A 21,912-nucleotide genomic window follows, 5' to 3' on the forward strand; every position below is an offset into this window, starting at 1 on the left:
AGTGACCCTATGGACGAGGTGGAATGGTTGTTCCTTTCATTGCCAGCCGAGAGCAAAAAAAGTATCACCTGTGAGGTGATTTTTTTGCTCAGGCGGGTGAGAGCGTCACCCAGTAGCCGCTCAAGTGCCCGGAGACGTGCACGGGATAGGTCTGCGCCAGCATGTTCAGCGAACGTTGGGTATCGCTGATGGGAAAGGCCCCGGAAATGCGCAAGTCGGCAATGGCCGGGTCGCAGCGCACGAAACCCCGGCGATAACGCGCCAGTTCGACGACGAAATCCGCCAGGCGCATCTTGTCGGCCATCAGCATGCCCTGGGTCCAGGCGCCGACGTTGCGGTCGGTCGGGTTCAGTGAGCCAAAAGCCTGCGATGAAAAGTCGGTACGCTGCCCGGCGTTGACGATGATCGGCGTGCGCTGAGGGCTGTCGGCCAATTCGACCTGGACGGCGCCTTCGAGGACCGCGAGTTGGGTGCGCGGCTGCCATTCACGAACGGTGAATCGCGTGCCCAGCGCCTGCATCCGGCCCTGCCGGGTGCTGACCAGAAAGGGCCGAGGCTGCGCGGCGTTGTCCGGCGCGGTCTGCACCAGGATTTCGCCTTCGCGCAGATTGATCAGCCGCTGACGGGTGTCGAACAAGACGTCGATGGCCGTGTCGGTGTTCAGGGTGATTTGCGAGCCATCGGCCAGGGTCAGTTCGCGGCGCTGGCCCACGGCGGTGTGGTAATCGGCGGACCATTGTTGCGATTGCGCCAGTTTCCAGCTGCCCCAACCGGCCGGCACCGCCGCCAACAGCAAGGCCAGTTTGCCGAGGGCTGCGCGGCGTTCCGGGTTGCTCGGGCGATCCAGCGCCGACATCGCCAGCGACGGTGGCAGGCCGCCAAACTTGCTTTGCAGCAACTGCGCACGGGACCAGGCCCGATTGCGTTCGGGGCTGCTGACTTTCCAGTATTCCCATTCCGCGCGCTCGGTCTCGCTGAGGTCGTTTTCGCTCAGACGCATCAGCCACTCGGCGGCTTCTTCGAGGATCTTCGGATCGAGCGGCGGTTCACTGCGACGCGTGAGCATTCATTCCACCAGCATCAGGCACTGCACGAAAGCCTGTTTCATGTAGCGCTTGACGGTGATCAGCGAGACGTCCAGCTGCTCGGCGATGTCGGCGTATTTCAAACCGCCGATCTGCGACAGCAGGAATGCGCGTTTGACCAGCGGCGGCAGGGTGTCGAGCATTGCGTCGATTTCGTGCAGGGTTTCCAGCACCACGAAACGCAACTCGGGTGAGGGCACTTCCGGCGCAGGCAAATGCGCGAGGGCATCAAGGTAGGCGCGTTCCAGTGCCTTGCGCTGATACCAGTTGATGAGGATGCCCTTCGCCACGCAACTCAGGTATGCCCGGGGCTGCTCGATGGTCGTGACCTGGGAGGCGAGGATCCGGGTGAAGGTATCCTGCGCCAGATCCGCCGCATCCATGGCGTTCCCCAGTTTTTTCTTCAGCGTGTTGTACAGCCAGCCGTGATGACCGCTGTACAGCGCTTCGATCACGCGCAGGTGGTTGTCGTTGTTCGCGGGAAGGGTTTCGCTCATGGCTGCAGTGTTTTGCAATTGAGAAGTATTCCCAATGCTAGTGTACAAAGAGCCCGCGACGCAAGCGCGAATCAGCATCCGTTTTCAGGTGCGGGGCATTCTCATCAACGCGTCCACCATGGCATCGATTTCGGCCTCGGTGTTGTAGGCGTGCAGGGATGCGCGGCTGACTTCCAGCAGGTCCCGTTGCTGCATGTCGAGCAGGGTCGAGCGGAAGGTCGAGGTGGTGACGTTGATGCGTTTTTCCTGCCCCGCCAGCCATGCCTGGACTTGCGCCGCGCTGGCGTCCTTGCAGGTGAACGTGACGATGCCTGACTTGACCGCGCCCCGATCCTGCGGCGTGACGCCGGGTACGTCGTTCAGGCGATTGCGCAGGTGAGCTGACAATCCTTGAATGCGCTGCCACATCGGCTCGATGCCTTGCATCAGGGCATACCGGGCCGCCGCACCCATGCCCAGTTTCGCGGCAACGTTGCATTCCCAGTTTTCGAAACGCCTGGCATCACCACGAATCCTGAAGGTGTCCGGGGTCAGCAATGAGGCCGCGTGCAGGTCGAGAAAGGCCGGTTCGAGGCTTTCGCACAAGGTCTTTTCGACGTAGAGAAACCCCATGCCCCGAGGGCCGCGAAGGTATTTGCGGCTGGTGGCAGCGAGCATATGACAGCCGATTTTCTGCACATCGATCGGCATCTGCCCGACGCCCTGACAGGCATCCAGCAGAAACAGAACCCCGGCCGCGCGGGCGAGGGCGCCGATCTGCTCGATGGGCTGCACCGGGCCGCCATTCGTGGCGATCACCGGCAGCGACACCAACGCAACCCGGTCATCGCCGAGCATGTCCCGCAGCGCCGGCAATGACACCTGGCCCTGTTCATCGTTGGGAATGACCCTGATCTCGATCCTGCGCTGCTGCTTGAGTTGCAAATAGGGAATGTAGTTGCCGGCGTATTCGGTGGTCGACGTCAGCACCACATCGCCGGGCCGCAGCGGCAATGAATAGAAGGCCATGTCCCAGGCGCGGGTCGCGTTTTCGATGACCGCGATTTCTTCGGGACGGGCGTTGATCAGTTGGCCGATGTCTTCATAGACATTTTCCACTTCAACGGATTGTTGCCCGGCGGCTTCGTATCCGCCGATCCGGGCTTCAAGTTTCAGATGACGGGTCATCACCTCGATCACCGGATCGGGCATCAGCGCTGCGCCGGCATTGTTGAAGTGAATGAGTTGCTCGACACCCGGGGTGTCGGCGCGCAGTTGTTCAATGTTCAAAGCAAACTCCTTGATCAGTCGCCCGGCGGGATCTGGCTCGGTTGCATGACCATGGGCCGGTAGCGCAAAGCAACGATGGGAATCAGCGCGAGGATGTAGGCGAGGCAGACAAACAGGTAGGTGTACTGCAAACCGTAGACCTGGCTGAGCAGCCCACCGGCCGAGATGCCAGCGATGGACGCAAACTGTGCGGTGCTCTGGGCAATGCCCAGCACATAGCCCTGGCGTGAGCTGTCGGCGGTTTTGGAGATCAGCGCCATCAGTACCGGCGTCGTGGCGCCCAGCAATACGCCCCAGATGAAGTAAGCGCCGACGAATACGATCGGGTTGCGGGTGACGCCGGCCAGTGCTGTCAGCGCAATGCAGCCGAGGACGACATAAGTGATGCGTTGCAAGGTGTCCTGTTGGGTACGGTGTTCGAAGTAACGCGACCACGCGGTTGCCGACAGAATGAAACCCAGCGCCAACAAGCCATAACAAAGCCCGACCACCGAATTGCTGACCTCGAACACCGAGCTGACATACAGCGAAAAAGACGTCTGCGGCAGCATCCGCGCCAGCAGCAAAATGCCCATGACGCCCAGCAGCGACAGCAGGGGCGTGCCTTGCCAGACGCTGGTGTTGTGGCTGACCGGAGCTTCTTTATCGGCAACCGGTGCTTTCTTCACTGGCGGCACGTCCGGCAATGTCACGGCCGCGACCACGGTGCAGATGGCGCACAGCACCGCCGCGATCATGTTGATCCAGAAGAACGTCGCGTAATCGAGGATCAGGCCGCCGACCACCGCACCGAGCAACGAGCCGACGTTGGTGGAAATCTGCAGGATCGCGAACAGCCGCGCCCGGCGTGAAGGGGCCTCGATACTCACGCCATACGCCTGGGCCGGGGCGATGTAGCCGGCGAAGGCGCCTTGCAGGAAGCGCAGGATCAGGATCACCCAGATGTCACTGCACAGGGCCAGCCCGAGCTGGGTCAATGACAGGCCGGCGAGGGCGCGGATCATCATCAACTTGTGGCCGTAGCGGTCGCCGATACGGCCCCAGAATGCACTGGTCAGAATAATGCCCAGCATCGGCCCGACGTACACAGCGATGCTGGCGAAGCTGAAGAGCGAGTCCGAAGACGTCAGACCACGCAGGTGGACAGGCCAGAACGGCCCGCTCATTTCCATCGCGCCCATCGAAATGAGCTGGATCGCGAACAGAAGATAAATCAGGACTCTTACGCGCGAACCCGCGATGGCACCTGCATGGGTCATGAGTCAGCCTCGGTTATTGAACGACATTGAGCGGGTTGGTCAGCGTGTGCTGAATCCGGTAGTTGGAGTACTGCATCATGTGCATGCGCAACAACGAACGGGTCGGCCACGGATCATTGAGGAAGGCCTTGCGTTCGACTTCCCACAGCTCCGGCGCGACACGCTCGCGCACCGCGGTAAAAGCCTGCTCGGTTTCTTCACGCAGAATGTCCCACATCCGATTGTTGTCCAGCGCGTACTCCTTGGTCAGCCACAAGGCCATTTCATGCAGATGCGTGAGGAACGCCGCGTCAAGCACGAACATGCGCACCGGCTCGATATCGCCCTCGAACACCGTTGGCAGAATGCCCGGCTGCACATGCGGTTGCAGGGTGTAGCCGCGTCCTTCCAGTAAAGGCGCGTAGGTTCTGCCGTCGCCGAAATCGCGGATCAGCAGACTACGTGCTTTGCCATCCGGGGAAAACAGCACCATCGTGTTCTGCTGGTGCGCCTCAAGCCCGATGCCGTACATCAAGTAAATTGCAATCACCGGATGGGTGACCACTTTGGCGTACTGACGGAACCAGTCTTCGACCTGGGCGGCATTGGCCCGAACGCCATCGCGCTCGATCAACTCGGTGAACAACGGCCGGCCGCTGCCCGGCAAGCGAGTGAACAGAGAAGCCACGGTGATCGGCAGACACTCATCGGTGCGCTCGAACGCTTGCTGGCTGGCGCGGAACACCACTGACAGATGCCGGCCGGGGTGGTCGTCCTGAGTGATCGCGTTCTTGTAGCGCACGCCGATTTCTTCCGGGAAGATTTCCAGTCGCTGGTCGAAGCCGTTTTCGACCTCGAGGATCTTCGTGATGACGGTGCTGATGCGCGGGCCCATGTGGATCGACTTGGCCTGCAGGCTACGCAGCTCGCTGGTCATCCACACGGCAATCGGCAACTTGATCAGCGGCGCGCTCTCCTTGAGTACCGGCATCATCGTGCGGTACGACATGGTCGGCAGGGTCTGGATGTCCGGGCCGTCGATGATGAGGATGCCTTCTGCGATTTCCGCCGCGAAATTTTTCAGCACGTAAGCCTGCAGATGCCATGAGTGAATCGGCAGTGGCAACCATTGGGATTCGTCCAGGCCCTTGCTGTTGAGCGACGCTTTCCATTGCTCCCATTGAGTCGGGAAGTTGCTGGCGAACCAGGTGTGGTAGTCCGTCACGTGGGGCATGCTTTCGCTTTTCGCCATGTCGGCGCGCAACGCGGCAATGCGCAGTGGCACCTGGGCGTTGAACTCCGGCGACAGTTGCTCGACTTCTTCGTCGCTCAGGCCCGGCCGGGCTTTCCACGTCGGATAATACGGGTGACCTTCCAGCGAGCCCCACTGGTCGAGGAGGATCGCGGCGTCCTTGGTGCTGGCGTGCTGGCGCAGGTAATCGGTCAGGCTGTCGAGGCCCTGTTCCCGGGCGGCGGCAGCCAGTCGTGCGTTCCATTGCTGGCGATACTGACGAGCATGGGCATCGTTCATCAGGCTGTTTTCCATGTCCGACTTGAGCCCGGCGATGCCTTCATCGGTCGGCTCGAAATCGAAGCTGTCGCGCAGCACATCCAGCAAATCCTGATGGGTGTAGATCACCTGGCGCACGCCTTCATCGGTCATCAGGATCACGTCGCCGTCATTGACCACGGTGTCCGCCGGGCCCTTGGCGATGTTGGAAAAGAACACTTGGGAACGGCCGTCTTTCAGCGCGTACGTGGCCTCGTTGCCGGCTGCGGAGAAGCGCAGGCCCGAGCGATCCAGAATGTTTTCGGCAAACAGGCAACGGATCATCCGTCGCAGGGCGTTCTTGCGGGAGTAGGCGATGAGTGTCTTGAAGTCATCCATATCAGCTATCTGCTCGTCGAGAAATTAATGAAAAGTTGAACCCGCTCACGCCGTGCGCGGCCATTGACTGGGGAAGTAGTCGAGCGCCGAGTCGCGCAGGCCCTGCATGTAGGAAACGCTCCATTGCAGGACTTCTTCGATGTAGGGGACTTTCAGTTCGAAGCGCCGGGCCATTTCCACCAGCAGCACCAGGCCGTAGGCGACGTCTTCATTGAAGGCACGGCTTTCGCGTTCGATCACGTAGCCGGCGCGGTTGTCATCGGCTGGAATCATCGGGGCGAGGATGTCGTTGTAGGCCTGGTTGGTGCGCAGGATCGACAGCATGCTGCTCTGATCGCGGATCTGCTCGCCGTAGGCCTCGACGATTTCCTGCTTGAGGGATTTGACCGAAGACAGGTCGATGCCCATGCGCTGGCTGATCACGCTGCACAGTTCCTGACTTTCCTGATCCATGCGTTCGAGGAAATAGGCGCCCAGCTCGGGGCACTCGGTCCACCAGCACATGCGCTGCGGGAAGATCTTGCGATGCCACTGGCCGTAGGGACCGATCAACCCGTAAATCACCGAGCTGTGCATGATCGGATTGCCCGGCGTCAGTGTGATTTCCAGGTAGTGGTCGAGCATCGTCACGCAGGGGCCATAGAGCGTCGTGAGGATTTCTTCCAGGTGCTGCCGTGATTGCGCTGATTCCCGGTCGTGCAGTGCGACATACAACTGGCTCTTGCCGCCGCCCATCTTCACCGACACGCCCGGCTTCAGATCGAACGCGGTGTGCGGCACATCCTTCATGCCCCAGATCACCACGTTCGAACGTTCGCCCAACGTGGCTTCCGCCAGCCAGTCGAAGCCGCAGAAACCCGGAATGGCGCCGACGTACACCGGTTTGCCCGAACTCAAATGCGGCGCGATGGCTTGCAGGGTTTGTGGTCGGGCATGGGCCGGAACCGTGATGATCACGATGTCGGCGTCGGCCACCACGACGCTGGCATCGGTGCTGACCTGATCCGGCCGCGCGCTCAGTGTCGAGCCGTCCGGCATCAGCGCCTGCATCGGCAGGTTGGCGAGGTGCCGGTCGACCACCTCCTTATTGTTGGTGAGCATCGAGACCTGAACATTGGGCAGCTGTTTAAACAGGATGGTATTCAGGTGCCCGGTCCGGCCTGCGCCGCAGATGGCGACTTTCAGCGGTTTCATACAGAGACTTTCCTGTGTGGGAGACGCGTCAGGCGACGCTCAATTGCAGGGGAGTGGCGTCGGATTCCAGCCAGCGGGTCTTGCCCAGCCAGCGATCCAGTTGCGGTGCGACGCCCGGGTCCAGCAGGTCCCGTTCTTCCAGCCAGTTGTCGTCGAATACGGTGTGCAGGTATTTCTCGCCGCCGTCGGCAATCGGCACCACGACGTTGCCGGTCAACGTGCCTTTGTGAATCAGCTCCAGCGCCTTGAAAATCGCGCCACCAGTAGAGCCGCCGACCAGCAGGGCCAGATTGCGCGCGATGTAGCGGGCGGTTTCGAAGGCCTGGGAATCGGTGACTTGCAAGCCCAGGTCGATGCAGCTGTAGTCGAGCACCAGGCCCACGGTGTCGCCGGCCGGGGTGCCGGTTCCCGACTGGTAATACGGATAGCCGGGATGACCGAAGACGATGGAACCGGCCGGCTCGACGGCTACTGTCACGATATCCGGGTTGTGCAGTTTCAGACCGCGGGCGATACCGGTCATTGAGCCGCCGGTGCCGACGCAACCAACGTACGCGCCGATGTGGCCACCGGCCTGGGCAATGGTTTCACGGACGAAATCGCTGTAGCCGCCGGCGTTGGCCGCGTTGTCGGACTGGTTCATGAACACCGCGCCGGGGATCTGCGAGGCGAGTTCGGCGGCCAGCCGTTGACGCTCGACCACGGCCACTTCGTCTTCCCGGTAAGTGCCGGCGACAAAGCGGATTTCCGCCCCCAGTGCCTTCATCACCGCGATCTTGTCCTGCGCCGCATGGTGATCGACCACGGCAATGAAATGCAGGTCGAACTCAACGGCTGCCATGGCCAGGCCGATGCCGGTATTGCCGGAAGACGATTCCACGACCACGCCACCGGGTTTCAACTTTCCGGACTTGAGCGCCGCCAGCACCATGTTTCGCGCCATGCGGTCTTTAATACTGCCACCGGGGTTGTTCTTCTCTATCTTCAGCAGAAGTCGGGCGTTGGTATCCGGAACATCGATGCCCAACATTGGTGTATTGCCAATAAGATCCGAAACTTTATTCAGTATCATCTGGACGTCTTTCCTTAATAGTCAGGTGTGAATGCGTAGTTGCCTTCCGTATAACACGTCGCCCTCAGTCGTTGTGGCAACGGGTGGCGATGAAATTCGTTTTCCAGCAAGTCCATCTGATAACCGGCAGTATTGGCGTAGATCAATAAGTCGCCGGTTTGTGGTGGTGTATCGAAGTTGATCAGGCGATGAGTGATCACGTCATCATCGAGACAACTATGCCCGGCGATGTAGGCTTGCATTTGAGCAAGTTTCGACTCTTTCGAAGTGATCAGGATTGGATCGACAAGGTATTCAGACGAGAACCATGTTTCGCACGCGCTGAAACTGCTGCCTTCGGCGAAGATCACAACTTTTTTGTCGGTCAGTTGTTTTGTGCGGGTTACGCGAAAGATGGTGATGGCGGCCTGGTCAACCAGACTTCGGCCAGGCTCCAGTGCCAGTTTTATATTCTGAGTTTTCAAGTAGCTCGCAATGGTTTTTCCCGGGGAGTGATCCGACTCCAGAAATAACTCCAGCCACTGGCAAGCCGTCAGACTGCTGCCATAAGGGTAATAAGAGTCGGGTACTCGACGGTTATGATAATGACCAGGATTGTTGTCGTTCTGCAAAAAACTGTTGTAGTCCTGCGGGTCTACATACCGCATCGGCAGGCCTCCACCGATGTCGATCATGACCGGGTCGAGGCCCATTTCCCTTGCCGCATCGATGAAGCCGGTGACTTCACGGAAAGCCTGTACCCGGGTTTCGTAACCGTAACCGCCGAGGTGGAAATGGAAACCTTCGAAGTGGAACGACTCACGTTGTTCGATCAGGTATTGCAGGCACTGAAACAAATCATCCGCACCCATTCCGAATCGGCTCGCCGGGCAACTTGTCGGCCTGTAACGCAGCAGGATCCGGGCTTTGGCCGGTGGTTGCGAAGTGTCGAGCAACGCTTTGAGATGGCTGAACTCTTCCAGTGAGTCCACACAAATCAGCGATCCGCCTTGCACCAGTGCGTTATGAAACGCTGCCGTTTTGGCCGGCCCGGTCGCACACAGATGTTCCGCCGGGGTTCCGGCGCGCAGTGCCGCTTGCAGCTCGAAGAGACTCGATACATCGGTGCCGATGCCCGACGCCGATGCCGCAGCCAGCAGGCATTGTGACTTGTTGGCTTTGGCACCGTAGAAAATCGCGTAGTCGACGTCGTGTCGTTTCAACACCGATTGCAGTGCCTGAGCATTGGCTTCAAACGCATGCGGCCACACCAGGTTCAGTGGGGATCCGTGTTGCTTAACAAGTTCGGCAAGTGCTTTCGGAGAATGTTTAAGAAAGTTATCGATAACAGGATCAAGTAACGGTTTCAGCACTTTTGGGTATTGGGTTTCGATTGTTTCTTTAACTGTCGGCGCAATTAATTCAGGCATAGAAAACCTCTGGCGTCGATAATCGCCATGTGCAGGTCGACAACTAATGCTTGTCGAGTCGTGTGTTCTTGCTGCTCGTCAGATACGAGTGTTTAAAGAGGTGGAGGCGGGTGACAGATCCGCTCCGCAAATAAACTCGGGGTATTTTCTTTCATAAAATTTTCACAAAACTGTTTCATGAGAACCCCACTCCTTAAGGCTCAGGCAGGCAAGGAGAAGGCCAATAACTGATGGCCTTGTCTCTTTTGAAGTGCCATTACCTGACATGTAAATGACATCATTGCGCCGAACTTTTCGTGAACAAAATTTCAGGTCTTGATTTGAGTCTTGACCCTGTCAGCGGCTCGAACAATATTGCGAACAGGAATGATTATCAAGTAAGGTTTTCAAATATTTTTGAATGAACACACACAACAGAGGAGTGCGAAGCCGCTTATTCGCATGCTCAAGTAAGCGCTCGCGTGTTGATTTTAAAAACCGTCAACGCCTTGTTATTCAAGGTGTTGGCGGTTGATTCAAGACACCCGGATGCAACCTGGTTTTCCCCCTGTAACAGGTGTTCGAATTTTTTTGAAAACCCACGACTGAAGCACGCTCAGGAGAGTCCCGATGACTGTTCGTCACAGCACCAATGCCACGCTTCCCATCAGCTACCTGTTCGTTCCCGGCAACCGGCCGGAGCGCTTTTCCAAAGCGGTCGAAGCCGGGCCGGATGCGATCATTCTCGACCTCGAAGATGCCGTTCATCCGAACAGCAAAGCCGTGGCCCGGGCGTCGATCTGGGCCTGGCAGCAGAGCACGCCCGAAACGGCCTGCCAGCGTTACATCCGACTGAATAGCGTCGGCAGTTCGCTGTTTCGCCAGGACATGACCTGGCTGGGTGACATGCGCTATCCCGAGCGCTGCGCAGGGATTTTCCTGCCCAAGGCCGAATGTCCAGAGAGCCTCTCTCGTGTGGTCGAACGCCTGCTGGCGTGGAACCCCGACCTGCAAATCGTCGCCATCATCGAGACCGCCAAGGGCTTGCATCAAGTCGAGGCGATTGCCGCGATTCCCGGCTTGGCGAGGCTGGCATTCGGTTCGCTGGATTTCTCCCTGGACATCGATTGCAGCCAGATTCCCGAGGCGTTTCTGTTCGCTCGCAATCGCATCGTGCTGGCGTCGCGCGTCGCCGGTTTGCCTGCACCGATCGATGGCGTGACCCCGGCCATCAGCGACATGGCGGTGGTCGAGCGCGACTCGCGTTACGCCCGGTCGCTGGGGTTCGGCGCCAAGTTGTGTATCCATCCTTCGCAAATCGCCACGGTGCAGAAAGCCTACCTGCCCAACGCCCGCCAACTGGCGTGGGCGGATCGGGTCCTTAACGCCGTGGCCGGGGGCAGCCACGCGGTGCAAGTCGACGGTGAAATGGTCGATCTGCCGCTGATCGAACAGGCGCAACGCCTGCGGGACATGGCCAGCCAGTACGCGCTGGTCGCCAACGCGGATGCCTGCTGAAACGGGGGACGCATCATGGGACATGGTTACCAGATTGCCCTGCGGCCACTGTGCGACGTGCGGCAATCCGAGCAGGTCGATCCGCTCAACGTGCAGCGGCTGCGCGAGGCGATCATCCAGGCCGGACACTGGCTGGAACCGATCATTGTCGAGCGCTCCCGGGGCATCGTGATGGACGGCAATCACCGATTCAACGCGGCGCGGGCGCTGGGGTTGAAACGGGTGCCGTGCATCCAGCTCGACTACGCCGATCCGCGAGTCTGTGTACGGCACTGGCAAACCGGGCAGGCGTTCGAAGTGGCGCGGATATTCACCACCATCGAGCGCGGCGAACTGTTCCCGTACAAGACCACCCGGCACGCGTTCGACCCCGCGCTGCCGGTGATCTCCATTCCGCTGCAATGCCTGTACGACTGACCGGCGTCGGAGGGTGGGTTTCGCAGCCCATCCTCCGGACGTTCTCTTCCGAGCCATCCGCTCGCAAAAAAATAATCAACGACGCTGATACTTTTTCGATTGTCGACTGGCAAATAGGAGTCATTACCATTTTCAGCCATTCGAGAAGGACCCCATCGTCATGTCTGTTGCACGTCGACCTTGCAGTGAACGCGCGTTAACGCTGGCTATTCGCACCGCCATGCTGAGTTCTATTCTGGCCGCAGGAAGCGCCACTGTCTGGGCAGCAGACCCCAAGCAATCCGAGCAACAGGACGTCGCCGCCACGGAAGGGCTGACGCTGGATACCACCAACGTTACGGGCAGCTACAACGGCGCGACTGCCTTGCCGGAAGTGCTCGCCGGAGGCCAGGTCGCCCGAGGCGCAAGGCTGGGGATGATGGGCAACAAGGATGTGATGGACACGCCGTTCAGCGTGACCAGCTACACCGCCAAGACCCTCGCCGATCTGCAAACGGTGACCGTGGCCGATGCGCTGGAACGCGATCCTTCGGTACGCTCCACCGGGCAGACCGGCGGCATCGTCGATTCGTTTTTCATCCGTGGATTTGCGATAGGCGAGGGCAACCTCGGCGAGCTGGCCTACGACGGTGTGTACGGCGTCGCGCCCAACTATCGGGTGTTCACCGAATACGCCGAACGCGTTGAAGTGCTCAAAGGGCCGGGTGCGCTGATGTACGGCATTTCCCCCAACAGCGGCGTTGGCGGTGTGATCAACATCGTGCCCAAACGACCACTGGACGAAGACCTGACCCGCTTCACCGGCACTTACGCGTCCGACTCGCAAGTGGGCGGGCATCTGGACGTCAGTCGGCGTTTCGGCAGCGAGAACCAGTTTGGCATCCGTTTCAACGGCAGCACTCAGGGCGGCGACACCGCGATCAACGATCAGGAACGCGCGCTGAACATCGGCGCCATCGCACTCGATTACAAGGGCGAGCGGTTGCGCCTGAACCTGGATTACATCAGCCAGAAAGAGAGCTTCGACGCGGCCTCGCGACCGTTCACCATTGCGCCGGGTGTAAAGGTTCCATCGGCGCCGAACGGCCGCACCAACCTGCCGCAGGACTGGGGCTGGTCGGACACCAAGGAACAGTCGGCATTGCTCGGCGGCGAGTATGACCTCAACGATAACCTGACCGTGTTCGCCCACGCCGGCGGCGGTCGATCCGACGTCAAGCGCATGTCCGACCAGGTACCGCGAATCCTCAACGACGCCGGCGACACCAGCAACATCCCCGGTTACTACAAATTCAACGTCGACCGTTCGACGGCTGACGTGGGGATGCGTGCACTGTTCGCCACCGGCCCGGTCACCCACACGACCACGGTCATGGCGACCCGTTATCAGGACGAATTGTCCCGTGGCATCAACAACGGCACGGAAATCCGCTCGAACATCTATCACCCGGTAGACGTGCCCAAGCAGTACATCAGCTCGCCGAAAGTGCTGCGCATTTCCGAATCGGAACTGTCTGGCGTCGCACTGACCGATACCCTTGGCTTTCTGGATGACCGGATTCAGTTGACCCTCGGCGTACGCCGACAGGACATCGAATCGCGTAACTACAACGCCTCGGGCTCGGTCAGTTCTCGTTATGACGACAGCGCGACCACACCACTGGCGGGCGTAGTGGTCAAACCATGGGAAGACGTTTCGCTGTACTACAACTACGTCGAAGGCCTGAGCAAAGGTGATATCGCTCCAGGCACCGCAGCCAACTCCGGCGAAACGTTCGCCCCTTACAAGTCCAAGCAACATGAAATCGGTGTGAAGTACGAACACGGTACGTTCATGACCACCCTGGCCCTGTTCCAGATCGAGAAACCCAGCGGCGAAATCGGCGCCGGCAATGTGTTCTCGGTGCAGGCCGAACAACGTAACCGTGGCGTCGAGTTGAGCATGTTCGGTGAAGTCGCGCCGGGCACTCGCCTGATGGGCGGCGTGACCTTGCTGGACGGCGAACTGACGGACTCGGCCACCGCCGCCAACCGTGGCAACAAACCGGTGGGCGTGCCGGATGTCCAGGCCAACCTTTGGGCCGAGTGGGACACACCGTGGGTCGAAGGTTTCACCCTGACCGGCGGCGCGATCTACACCGACAGCCAATACGTCAATCAGGCCAACACCCAAGAGCTGCCATCCTGGACCCGCATCGACGCCGGCGCCCGTTACGCCACCAAGATCGAAGGTCGGCCGACGACATTCCGGGCCACGGTGCAGAACGTGTTTGATCGTGAGTACTGGTCAGGTGTGGCGTCCTACGGCGCGTTCTCCCCGGGCTATCCACGCACGTTGCAGTTGTCGGCGACCGTCGACTTCTGATCGGGGGCGCACTGCTGAGTGCGCCTTCTTCTATATAGAGCTACGCACAGCGGCTGATCATAAAAAGGAGTATTCGCATGTTAACCAGCCCGGCATCGACGTCCTCTGGCAAGCAATTGCAGTTCCCGTTGTCGAAGGGGCAGCGGGCCTTCGATTTCGAGCGCAGCACCAATGAGCATATCCGTGAGCTGCTGCATTATTACGGGCTGCGCACCAGTCTGATCCGGATCAAAGTGATCGATGCCTTGCTGGTTGCAGCACGCGAAGGACGCGCCGTTGGCGGGCGCGGGGTGCATGGGTATCTGCAGGCGTTTGTCAGCGGCATTCAGTTCATCAGCGTCAGGGAAGTGCTCAAGCGTTTGTGCGAGGAGGGCGTCATCGTGTTTCAGCCTGACAAGAGCTACCGGTTTACCGGCGAAGCCTACACCTTGCTGGAGCAACATGCCGACCGCTGAATGACTGCGTTTGCTGTCCTGATCAAAACCACCTGCTCGCGGGTGGTTTTTTCGTTTGGGGCCGTCAATCCCGATTCGATGAAAGCGTTCGATCACCGGACAGCCAAACCTTCGTCCAATTGCCCACCCCGACACTCCGGCGTACTGTGACCGGTGAACCACCCGTGATCACACAATAAATAGAAGATCGAGTGCCTTGCCCATGGACAACCGCCTGCTGAGCGACCGCAGCAGCGTGTTTCGCCACGCTGACCCGTATGCCGTCTCCGACTATGTGAACCAGCACGTCGGCCAGCATTTCATCGGCCTGTCCCGGACTACCCATCCCCAAGCCAGCCTCAACCACCGCAAACTCGCCGACCTCGATCTGTGTCGTATCAGCTATGGCGGCAGCGTTCGCGTCACTTCGGTGGCGCTGGAAACGGTCTATCACCTGCAAGTCCTGCTGCAAGGCAACTGTCTGTGGCGCGGGCCCAAGCGCGAGCATCATCTGGTGCCGGGCGAATTGTTGTTGATCAACCCGGACGATCCGGTCGACCTGACTTATTCCGATGACTGCGAGAAATTCATCCTCAAGGTGCCGGTCAGCGTGCTGGAGTCGGTGTGCGACGAGCAGCGCTGGTTGCATCCTGCCGGTGGCATCCGGTTTCTGCGCAATCATTACCGGCTCGATGAGCTGGAAGGTTTTACCAACCTGCTCGGCATGATTTGCCAGGAAGCCGAAGCCAGCGATCCGTTGCTGCGGGTGCAGGAGCATTACGCGCAGATCGTCGGCAGCAAACTGATCTCGCTGATGAACACCAACGTCAGCCGCGAGTGCCTGAGTTCACCGAGTGTCAGTTTTGAACGCATCCTCGACTATATAGAGCGCAACCTGAAACAGGATCTGCCTGCCGAACACCTGGCCACACAGGCGAACATGAGCCCGCGTTCTCTGTACGCCCTGTTCGAACGCCAGCTCGGCGTGACCCCGATGCAATACATCCGCCAGCGCAAGCTGGAACGTATTCATGCCTGCCTCAGCGATCCGAGTTGCCCGGTGCGCAACCTCACCGAACTGGCGCTGGACTATGGCTTCCTGCACCTCGGGCGTTTCTCCGAAAGCTATCGCCAGCAGTTCGGCGAACTGCCGTCCGTGACCTTCAAACGCCGCCACTGAAATTCCCGCCCCGAAACAACCTGAAGCACCTGCCCCGCCGTCCTGCACAAAACGGATAACGCTCTGCAGGATTCGGATATTGCCTCCCGCGTTGCCTCCCTAATCTGACCTGGCCTGAACAATAACAATGGAGGCCCCGGCCATGTCCCTGGGAATCGACTACCTCAATGCCATGCTTGAAGAGGACCCCGAGAAGGGTGCCTACCGCTGCAAGCGGGAGATGTTCACCGATCCGCGGCTGTTCGAACTGGAGATGACGCACATCTTCGAAGGCAACTGGATCTACCTCGCCCATGAAAGCCAGATCCCCAACGTCAATGACTTTCTGACCACCACGATGGGCCGCCAACCCGTCTTCATCGCCCGCAACAAGGCCGGTGAACTCAATGCCTTTCTCAATGCGTGCAGCCATCGCGGCGCCATGCTGTGCCGGCACAAGTCCGGCAACCGTTCCAGCTACACCTGTCCGTTCCACGGCTGGACGTTCAACAACAGCGGCAAACTGCTCAAGGTCAAGGACCCGAGCGAGGCCGGCTACCCCGAAGGCTTCAACTGTGAAGGCTCCCACGACCTGACCAAAGTCGCGCGTTTCGAATCCTATCGCGGCTTTCTGTTCGGCAGCCTGAATGCCGATGTGAAATCCCTCGCCGAGCACCTGGGCGAGTCGGCCAGGATCATCGACATGATCGTCGATCAGTCCCCCGAAGGCCTTGAAGTGCTGCGTGGTTCCAGCTCTTACATCTATGAAGGCAACTGGAAACTCACCGCCGAAAATGGCGCCGACGGCTATCACGTCAGCTCCGTGCACTGGAACTACGCCGCCACTCAGAATCAGCGTCAGCAGCGCGACGCCGGTGAAGAAATCAAGACCATGAGCGCCGGCAACTGGGCGAAGAAGGGGGGTGGTTTCTACTCGTTCGAGCACGGCCATCTGCTGCTCTGGACCCGCTGGGCCAACCCCGAGGACCGTCCGGCGTACGAGCGTCGCGATGAATTGGTCCGGGACTTTGGCCAGGCTCGCGCCGACTGGATGATCGAGAACTCGCGCAACCTGTGCCTGTACCCCAACGTGTACCTGATGGATCAGTTCAGTTCGCAGATCCGCATCGCCCGGCCGATCTCCATCGACAAGACCGAGATCACCATTTATTGCATCGCGCCCAAAGGCGAGAGCGCCGAGGCTCGGGCCAAACGCATTCGCCAATACGAAGACTTCTTCAACGTCAGCGGCATGGCCACCCCGGATGACCTCGAAGAATTCCGCTCGTGCCAGACCGGCTACGGTGCCGGGCGCGGCTGGAACGACATGTCCCGTGGCGCGACCCATTGGGTCGAAGGCGCGGACGCGGCGGCCGAGGAAATCGACCTCAAGCCATTGCTGTCCGGCATGCGTACCGAAGACGAAGGCCTGTTCGTGCTGCAACACAAGTACTGGCAGGAAACCATGCTCAAGGCCGCCGCCAGCGATAAAAACCTGATCCCCGTGGAGGCCGTGCAATGAGCAACCTCTACGACACCGTGCGCGATTTTCTCTACCGCGAAGCACGTTATCTCGACGATGGCCAGTGGGATCAGTGGCTGGAACTCTACGCTGCCGACGCCAGTTTCTGGATGCCGGCCTGGGACGATCACGACACCCTGACCGAAGACCCGCAAAGCGAAATCTCGCTGATCTGGTACGGCAACCGTGGCGGCCTCGAAGACCGGGTATTCCGGATCAAGACCGAGCGCTCCAGCGCGACCATCCCCGACACCCGCACCTCGCACAACCTGAGCAACATCGAGATCGTCGAGCAGGGCAAAGGGCAATGCCAGGTGCGCTTCAACTGGCACACCCTGAGCTTTCGCTATCAGGTCACCGACAGCTACTTCGGCAGCAGTTTCTACACCCTCGACCTGCGCGGCGAACAACCGCTGATCAAGGCCAAGAAAGTCGTGCTGAAGAACGATTACGTCCGTCAGGTCATCGACATCTACCACATCTGATCGAGACGGCGGCGAGCCGGGCTCGACGCTGTGAGCGAGGTGCACCATGAGTTACCAGATCGCACTGAATTTCGAAGACGGGGTCACCCGTTTCATCGAGGCCTCGGGCCACGAAACCGTCGCCGACGCGGCGTATCGCCAAGGCATCAACATCCCGCTGGACTGCCGCGACGGCGCCTGCGGCACCTGCAAATGTTTCGCCGAGGCCGGGCGATACGACATGGGCGACAACTTCATCGAAGACGCCTTGAGTGAAGACGAACTGGCCCAGGGTTATGTGCTGACCTGCCAGATGCGCGCCGAAAGCGATTGCGTGGTGCGGGTGCCGGTCGGCTCGCAGGTGTGCAAGACCGAACAGGCGAGTTATCAGGCGTCGATTAGCGATGTCCGGCAGCTCTCTGAGAGCACCATCGCGCTGTCGATCAAGGGTGAGTCCCTGAGCAAGCTGGCGTTCCTGCCGGGGCAATACGTCAACCTGCAAGTGCCGGGCAGCGAGCAATCCCGTGCCTATTCCTTCAGCTCGTTGCAGAAGAACGGGGAGGTCAGTTTCCTGATCCGCAATGTCCCTGGCGGCCTGATGAGCAGCTTCCTGACCGGGCTGGCCAAGGCCGGCGACAGCCTGAATCTCGCCGGGCCGCTGGGCAGTTTTTACCTGCGGCAAATCAAGCGGCCGCTGCTGCTGTTGGCGGGCGGCACCGGGCTCGCCCCGTTCACGGCGATGCTGGAGAAAATCGCCGAGCAGGGCAGCGAGTATCCGGTTCACCTGATCTACGGCGTGACCAACGATTTCGATCTGGTTGAACTTGACCGCCTCGAAGCCTTCGCCGCGCGCATCCCGAATTTCAGCTTCGGCGCCTGCGTGGCCAATCCGCAGAGCCAGCACCCGCTCAAGGGCTATGTCACCCAGCACATCGAACCGCGCCACCTCAACGAAGGCGATGTCGACGTGTACCTGTGCGGCCCGCCGCCGATGGTCGAGGCGGTCAGCCAGTACATCCGCGAGCAGGGCATCACGCCGGCGAATTTCTACTACGAGAAGTTCGCGGCGGCCTGAGTCTTTTTTCTGAATGTCGAGGTTGTCATGAACAACAGATTCGCCAACAAGGTCGCGCTGGTCACCGGCGCGGCGCAGGGCATCGGTCGCCGGGTGTGCGAGCGATTGCTGGAAGAGGGCGCACACGTCGTCGCCGTCGACCGCTCCGCACTGGTTCACGAACTGCAAGGCGAGGGCGTTTTGTCGCTGACCGCCGACCTTGAGCAATACGCCGATTGCGCCCGGGTGATGAGCGCCGCCATCGATGCTTTCGGGCGCCTGGATGTGCTGGTCAACAACGTCGGCGGCACCATTTGGGCCAAACCGTTCGAGCACTACGACGTCGAGCAGATCGAGGCCGAAGTGCGCCGCTCGCTGTTCCCGACGTTGTGGTGCTGCCACGCGGCATTGCCGTACATGCTCAAGCAGGGCCGCGGCGCGATCGTCAACGTATCGTCGATTGCAACCCGCAGCCTGAACCGTGTTCCGTACGGCGCAGCCAAGGGCGGCATCAACGCACTGACCGCGTGCCTGGCTTTTGAGAATGCCGAGCGCGGGATCCGGGTCAACGCCACCGCGCCCGGCGGCACTGAAGCACCTCCCCGGCGCATTCCGCGAAACACCGCCGAACAGTCCGCGCAGGAGCAAGCCTGGTATCAGGAAATCGTCGCGCAAACCCTCGATAGCAGCTTGATGAAACGCTACGGAACCCTCGACGAACAGGTCGGCGCGATCCTGTTTCTGGCCTCGGACGATGCCTCCTACATCACCGGCGTGACGCTGCCGGTCGGTGGCGGCGATCTCGGCTGACGCCTATTGAATGGACATCTCAATGAACCGAATCCTGATTGAAAACCTGTCGACGATCATCGTCGACCTGCCGACCATCCGCCCGCACAAACTGGCGATGCACACGATGCAGAACCAGACGCTGGTGATCCTGCGCCTGCGCTGCAGCGACGGCATCGAAGGCATCGGCGAAGCCACCACCATCGGCGGCCTGGCCTATGGCTACGAAAGCCCGGAAAGCATCAAGGCCAACATCGACGCGCACCTGGCGCCGGCGCTGATCGGCATGGACGCGAGCAACATCAACGCCGCGATGCAGAAGCTCGACAAGATCGCCAAGGGCAACACCTTCGCCAAGTCCGGGATCGAGAGCGCATTGCTCGACGCCCAAGGCAAACGCCTTGGCCTGCCCGTGAGCGAACTGCTCGGCGGACGGGTCCGCGACAGCCTCGAAGTCGCCTGGACACTGGCCAGTGGCGACACCGCCCGCGACATCGCCGAGGCCGAGCAGATGCTCGATCTGCGCCGCCACCGAATATTCAAACTGAAGATCGGCGCCAACCCGCTGGAGCAGGATCTCAAGCATGTGGTGGCGATCAAGAAAGCCTTGGGTGGTCGCGCCAGCGTTCGGGTCGACGTCAACCAGTACTGGGACGAATCCCAGGCGATTCGTGGCTGTCAGGTGTTGGGCGATAACGGTATCGACCTGATCGAGCAGCCGATCTCGCGAGTCAATCGTTCCGGGCAGATTCGTCTGAACCAACGCAGCCCGGTGCCGATCATGGCCGACGAATCCATCGAAAGCGTGGAGGACGCGTTCAGCCTCGCCGCCGACGGCGCCGCCAGCGTCTTCGCCTTGAAAATCGCCAAGAACGGCGGTCCGCGCGCCGTATTGCGCACTGCGCAAATCGCCGAAGCGGCCGGCATCGCCCTGTACGGCGGCACCATGCTCGAAGGCTCCATCGGCACGCTGGCCTCGGCCCACGCGTTCCTCACACTCAGGCAACTGACGTGGGACACCGAGCTGTTCGGCCCGTTGTTGCTGACCGAAGACATCGTCACCGAGCGCCCGCAGTACCGCGACTTTCACCTGCATATTCCACGTACCCCAGGCCTGGGCCTGACGCTGGATGAAGAGCGCCTGACGCGTTTTCGCCGGCACTGATTCCCCAAGGAGAACGCCATGCTGTTCCACGTAAAAATGACCGTGAAATTGCCCGCCGATCTGGATCCGGCCGTTGCCACAAAGCTCAAGGCCGACGAGAAAGAACTCGCCCAGCGCCTGCAACGCGAAGGCCAGTGGCGACACCTCTGGCGCATCGCCGGGCACTACGCCAATTACAGCGTGTTCGACGTACCCAGCGTCGAGGCGCTGCACGACACCCTGATGCTGTTGCCGCTGTTTCCCTACATGGAGATCGAGATCGACGGCCTTTGCCGTCATCCCTCGTCGATCCACGCCGACGACCGCTGAGCCCGGACTCAACCCACAACAACAAGATGAGGTGAACACCATGACCGTGAACATTGCCCATACTGCCCAATTGCAGAAGTTCTTCGAAGAAGTTGCCGGTTTTGCCAACGATGGCGGCAGCTCGCGCTTGAAAACCATCGTCCTGCGGGTGTTGCAGGACACCGCCCGGATCATCGAAGACCTCGACATCAGCGAAGACGAATTCTGGAAGGCCGTCGATTACCTCAACCGACTAGGCGGCCGTTCGGAAGCCGGGTTGTTGGTGGCCGGCCTTGGCCTCGAACATTTCCTCGACCTGTTGCAGGACGCCAAGGATGCGCAGATCGGTTTGACCGGCGGCACACCGCGCACCATCGAAGGCCCGTTGTACGTGGCCGGGGCGCCGCTGTACGAAGGTGAATGCCGGATGGACGATGGCAGCGAAGAGGGTGTCGCCACGGTGATGTTTATCGAAGGCCAGGTGTTCGATCCGCAGGGCCAGCCGCTGGCCGGCGCCACGGTCGACCTGTGGCATGCCAACACCAAGGGTACTTACTCGTTCTTCGATCAGAGCCAGTCCGACTACAACCTGCGCCGCCGGATCATCACCGACGCCGAAGGCCGTTACCGTGCCCGCAGCATCGTGCCTTCCGGTTATGGCTGCGATCCCCAGGGCCCGACTCAGGAATGCCTGAACCTGCTCGGCCGCCACGGCCAGCGTCCGGCTCATATTCACTTCTTCATTTCCGCGCCTGGGCATCGACACCTGACGACGCAGATCAATCTGTCGGGGGACAAATACCTGTGGGATGACTTCGCCTATGCGACCCGTGAAGGGTTGGTCGGGGAAGTCGAGTTTCGTGAGGATGCCGCGGGGCGTCGTGCCGAATTGAAGTTCGACTTCCAGTTGCAACAGGCGCCGGATTCGGCAGCCGAACAGCGCAGTCAACGGCCACGGGCGTTGCAGGAATCCTGATTCCAGAGCTCTGACCGGATTGGTTGAACTGCGCAAGAAGTTGCGCAGTTGTTCGTAATAAAACCAGGTTAAAAACCGCTACAGGCCTTGCCGATCAAGGCCTACAGCCAAGTGCGCAAGAAGTTGCGCA

At 60.2% G+C, this 21,912-nt stretch carries 20 protein-coding genes; 12 read left to right on the forward strand and 8 right to left on the reverse strand.

All coding sequences use genetic code 11. The features are described from left to right. Positions 1-88: 88 nt before the first annotated feature. The 8 genes from AC1RMX_RS28200 to AC1RMX_RS28235 form a co-directional block, all read right to left on the reverse strand. Positions 89-1,066 (reverse strand): FecR domain-containing protein, encoded by a 978-nt coding sequence (locus AC1RMX_RS28200; protein WP_096820690.1) that lies wholly within the window; start codon positions 1,064-1,066, stop codon positions 89-91. Further along, positions 1,067-1,582: a sigma-70 family RNA polymerase sigma factor gene (locus AC1RMX_RS28205; protein WP_096820691.1), complete on the reverse strand. Its 516-nt coding sequence runs from the start codon at positions 1,580-1,582 to the stop codon at positions 1,067-1,069. It abuts the gene before it with no gap. Positions 1,583-1,666: 84 nt separating this feature from the next. Next, positions 1,667-2,851 carry an aminotransferase class V-fold PLP-dependent enzyme gene (locus AC1RMX_RS28210; protein ID WP_493073754.1) on the reverse strand — a complete coding sequence of 395 codons (1,185 nt, stop codon included), beginning with the start codon at positions 2,849-2,851 and terminating at the stop codon, positions 1,667-1,669. Between the two features lie 14 nt (positions 2,852-2,865). Continuing rightward, positions 2,866-4,110 (reverse strand): MFS transporter, encoded by a 1,245-nt coding sequence (locus tag AC1RMX_RS28215; RefSeq protein ID WP_493073755.1) that lies wholly within the window; start codon positions 4,108-4,110, stop codon positions 2,866-2,868. Positions 4,111-4,123: 13 nt separating this feature from the next. After that, a complete protein-coding gene (locus AC1RMX_RS28220; protein ID WP_493073757.1) occupies positions 4,124-5,977 on the reverse strand; it encodes an IucA/IucC family protein in 1,854 nt (617 codons plus the stop codon). A gap of 45 nt (positions 5,978-6,022) precedes the next feature. Continuing rightward, positions 6,023-7,171 carry an NAD/NADP octopine/nopaline dehydrogenase family protein gene (locus AC1RMX_RS28225; RefSeq protein WP_493073758.1) on the reverse strand — a complete coding sequence of 383 codons (1,149 nt, stop codon included), beginning with the start codon at positions 7,169-7,171 and terminating at the stop codon, positions 6,023-6,025. Positions 7,172-7,199: 28 nt separating this feature from the next. Next, a complete protein-coding gene (locus AC1RMX_RS28230) occupies positions 7,200-8,243 on the reverse strand; it encodes a PLP-dependent cysteine synthase family protein (protein WP_096820696.1) in 1,044 nt (347 codons plus the stop codon). A gap of 14 nt (positions 8,244-8,257) precedes the next feature. After that, positions 8,258-9,652 (reverse strand): Y4yA family PLP-dependent enzyme, encoded by a 1,395-nt coding sequence (locus tag AC1RMX_RS28235; protein ID WP_493073759.1) that lies wholly within the window; start codon positions 9,650-9,652, stop codon positions 8,258-8,260. A 609-nt stretch (positions 9,653-10,261) separates the two neighbouring features. Here AC1RMX_RS28235 and AC1RMX_RS28240 point away from each other — a divergent pair. The 12 genes from AC1RMX_RS28240 (at position 10,262) to catA (ending at position 21,782) form a co-directional block, all read left to right on the forward strand. After that, complete coding sequence (locus AC1RMX_RS28240; protein WP_096820698.1) at positions 10,262-11,149, forward strand: HpcH/HpaI aldolase/citrate lyase family protein; 888 nt, start codon at positions 10,262-10,264, stop codon at positions 11,147-11,149. 15 nt (positions 11,150-11,164) lie between these two features. After that, a complete protein-coding gene (locus AC1RMX_RS28245) occupies positions 11,165-11,566 on the forward strand; it encodes a ParB N-terminal domain-containing protein (RefSeq protein ID WP_085708451.1) in 402 nt (133 codons plus the stop codon). Positions 11,567-11,726: 160 nt separating this feature from the next. Continuing rightward, entirely contained in the window at positions 11,727-13,931 is a 2,205-nt protein-coding gene (locus AC1RMX_RS28250) for a TonB-dependent receptor (protein WP_102622463.1), read from the forward strand. Between the two features lie 77 nt (positions 13,932-14,008). Next, a complete protein-coding gene (locus tag AC1RMX_RS28255; protein WP_493073761.1) occupies positions 14,009-14,386 on the forward strand; it encodes a fe2+ zn2+ uptake regulation protein in 378 nt (125 codons plus the stop codon). A 202-nt stretch (positions 14,387-14,588) separates the two neighbouring features. Further along, positions 14,589-15,545: an AraC family transcriptional regulator gene (locus AC1RMX_RS28260; RefSeq protein WP_493073762.1), complete on the forward strand. Its 957-nt coding sequence runs from the start codon at positions 14,589-14,591 to the stop codon at positions 15,543-15,545. Between the two features lie 142 nt (positions 15,546-15,687). Continuing rightward, a complete protein-coding gene (benA, locus tag AC1RMX_RS28265; RefSeq protein ID WP_493073763.1) occupies positions 15,688-17,046 on the forward strand; it encodes a benzoate 1,2-dioxygenase large subunit in 1,359 nt (452 codons plus the stop codon). Continuing rightward, positions 17,043-17,531, forward strand: coding sequence for a benzoate 1,2-dioxygenase small subunit (benB, locus tag AC1RMX_RS28270; protein WP_493066246.1), 489 nt, complete (start codon positions 17,043-17,045; stop codon positions 17,529-17,531). Before benA ends, benB begins: the two co-directional genes overlap by 4 nt. Positions 17,532-17,577: 46 nt before the next feature. Further along, positions 17,578-18,585 (forward strand): benzoate 1,2-dioxygenase electron transfer component BenC, encoded by a 1,008-nt coding sequence (benC, locus tag AC1RMX_RS28275; protein ID WP_493073764.1) that lies wholly within the window; start codon positions 17,578-17,580, stop codon positions 18,583-18,585. A 27-nt stretch (positions 18,586-18,612) separates the two neighbouring features. After that, positions 18,613-19,374 carry a 1,6-dihydroxycyclohexa-2,4-diene-1-carboxylate dehydrogenase gene (locus AC1RMX_RS28280; protein WP_102622468.1) on the forward strand — a complete coding sequence of 254 codons (762 nt, stop codon included), beginning with the start codon at positions 18,613-18,615 and terminating at the stop codon, positions 19,372-19,374. 22 nt (positions 19,375-19,396) lie between these two features. Further along, positions 19,397-20,518, forward strand: coding sequence for a muconate cycloisomerase family protein (locus AC1RMX_RS28285; protein ID WP_493073766.1), 1,122 nt, complete (start codon positions 19,397-19,399; stop codon positions 20,516-20,518). Between the two features lie 18 nt (positions 20,519-20,536). Then, entirely contained in the window at positions 20,537-20,827 is a 291-nt protein-coding gene (gene catC / locus AC1RMX_RS28290) for a muconolactone Delta-isomerase (protein WP_192560614.1), read from the forward strand. A gap of 40 nt (positions 20,828-20,867) precedes the next feature. Then, positions 20,868-21,782, forward strand: a complete 915-nt coding sequence (catA, locus tag AC1RMX_RS28295; protein ID WP_493073767.1) for a catechol 1,2-dioxygenase — start codon at positions 20,868-20,870, stop codon at positions 21,780-21,782. Positions 21,783-21,912 lie beyond the last annotated feature (130 nt).

The sequence above is a fragment of the Pseudomonas sp. GW822-FHT03F04 genome (genome assembly GCF_058801405.1).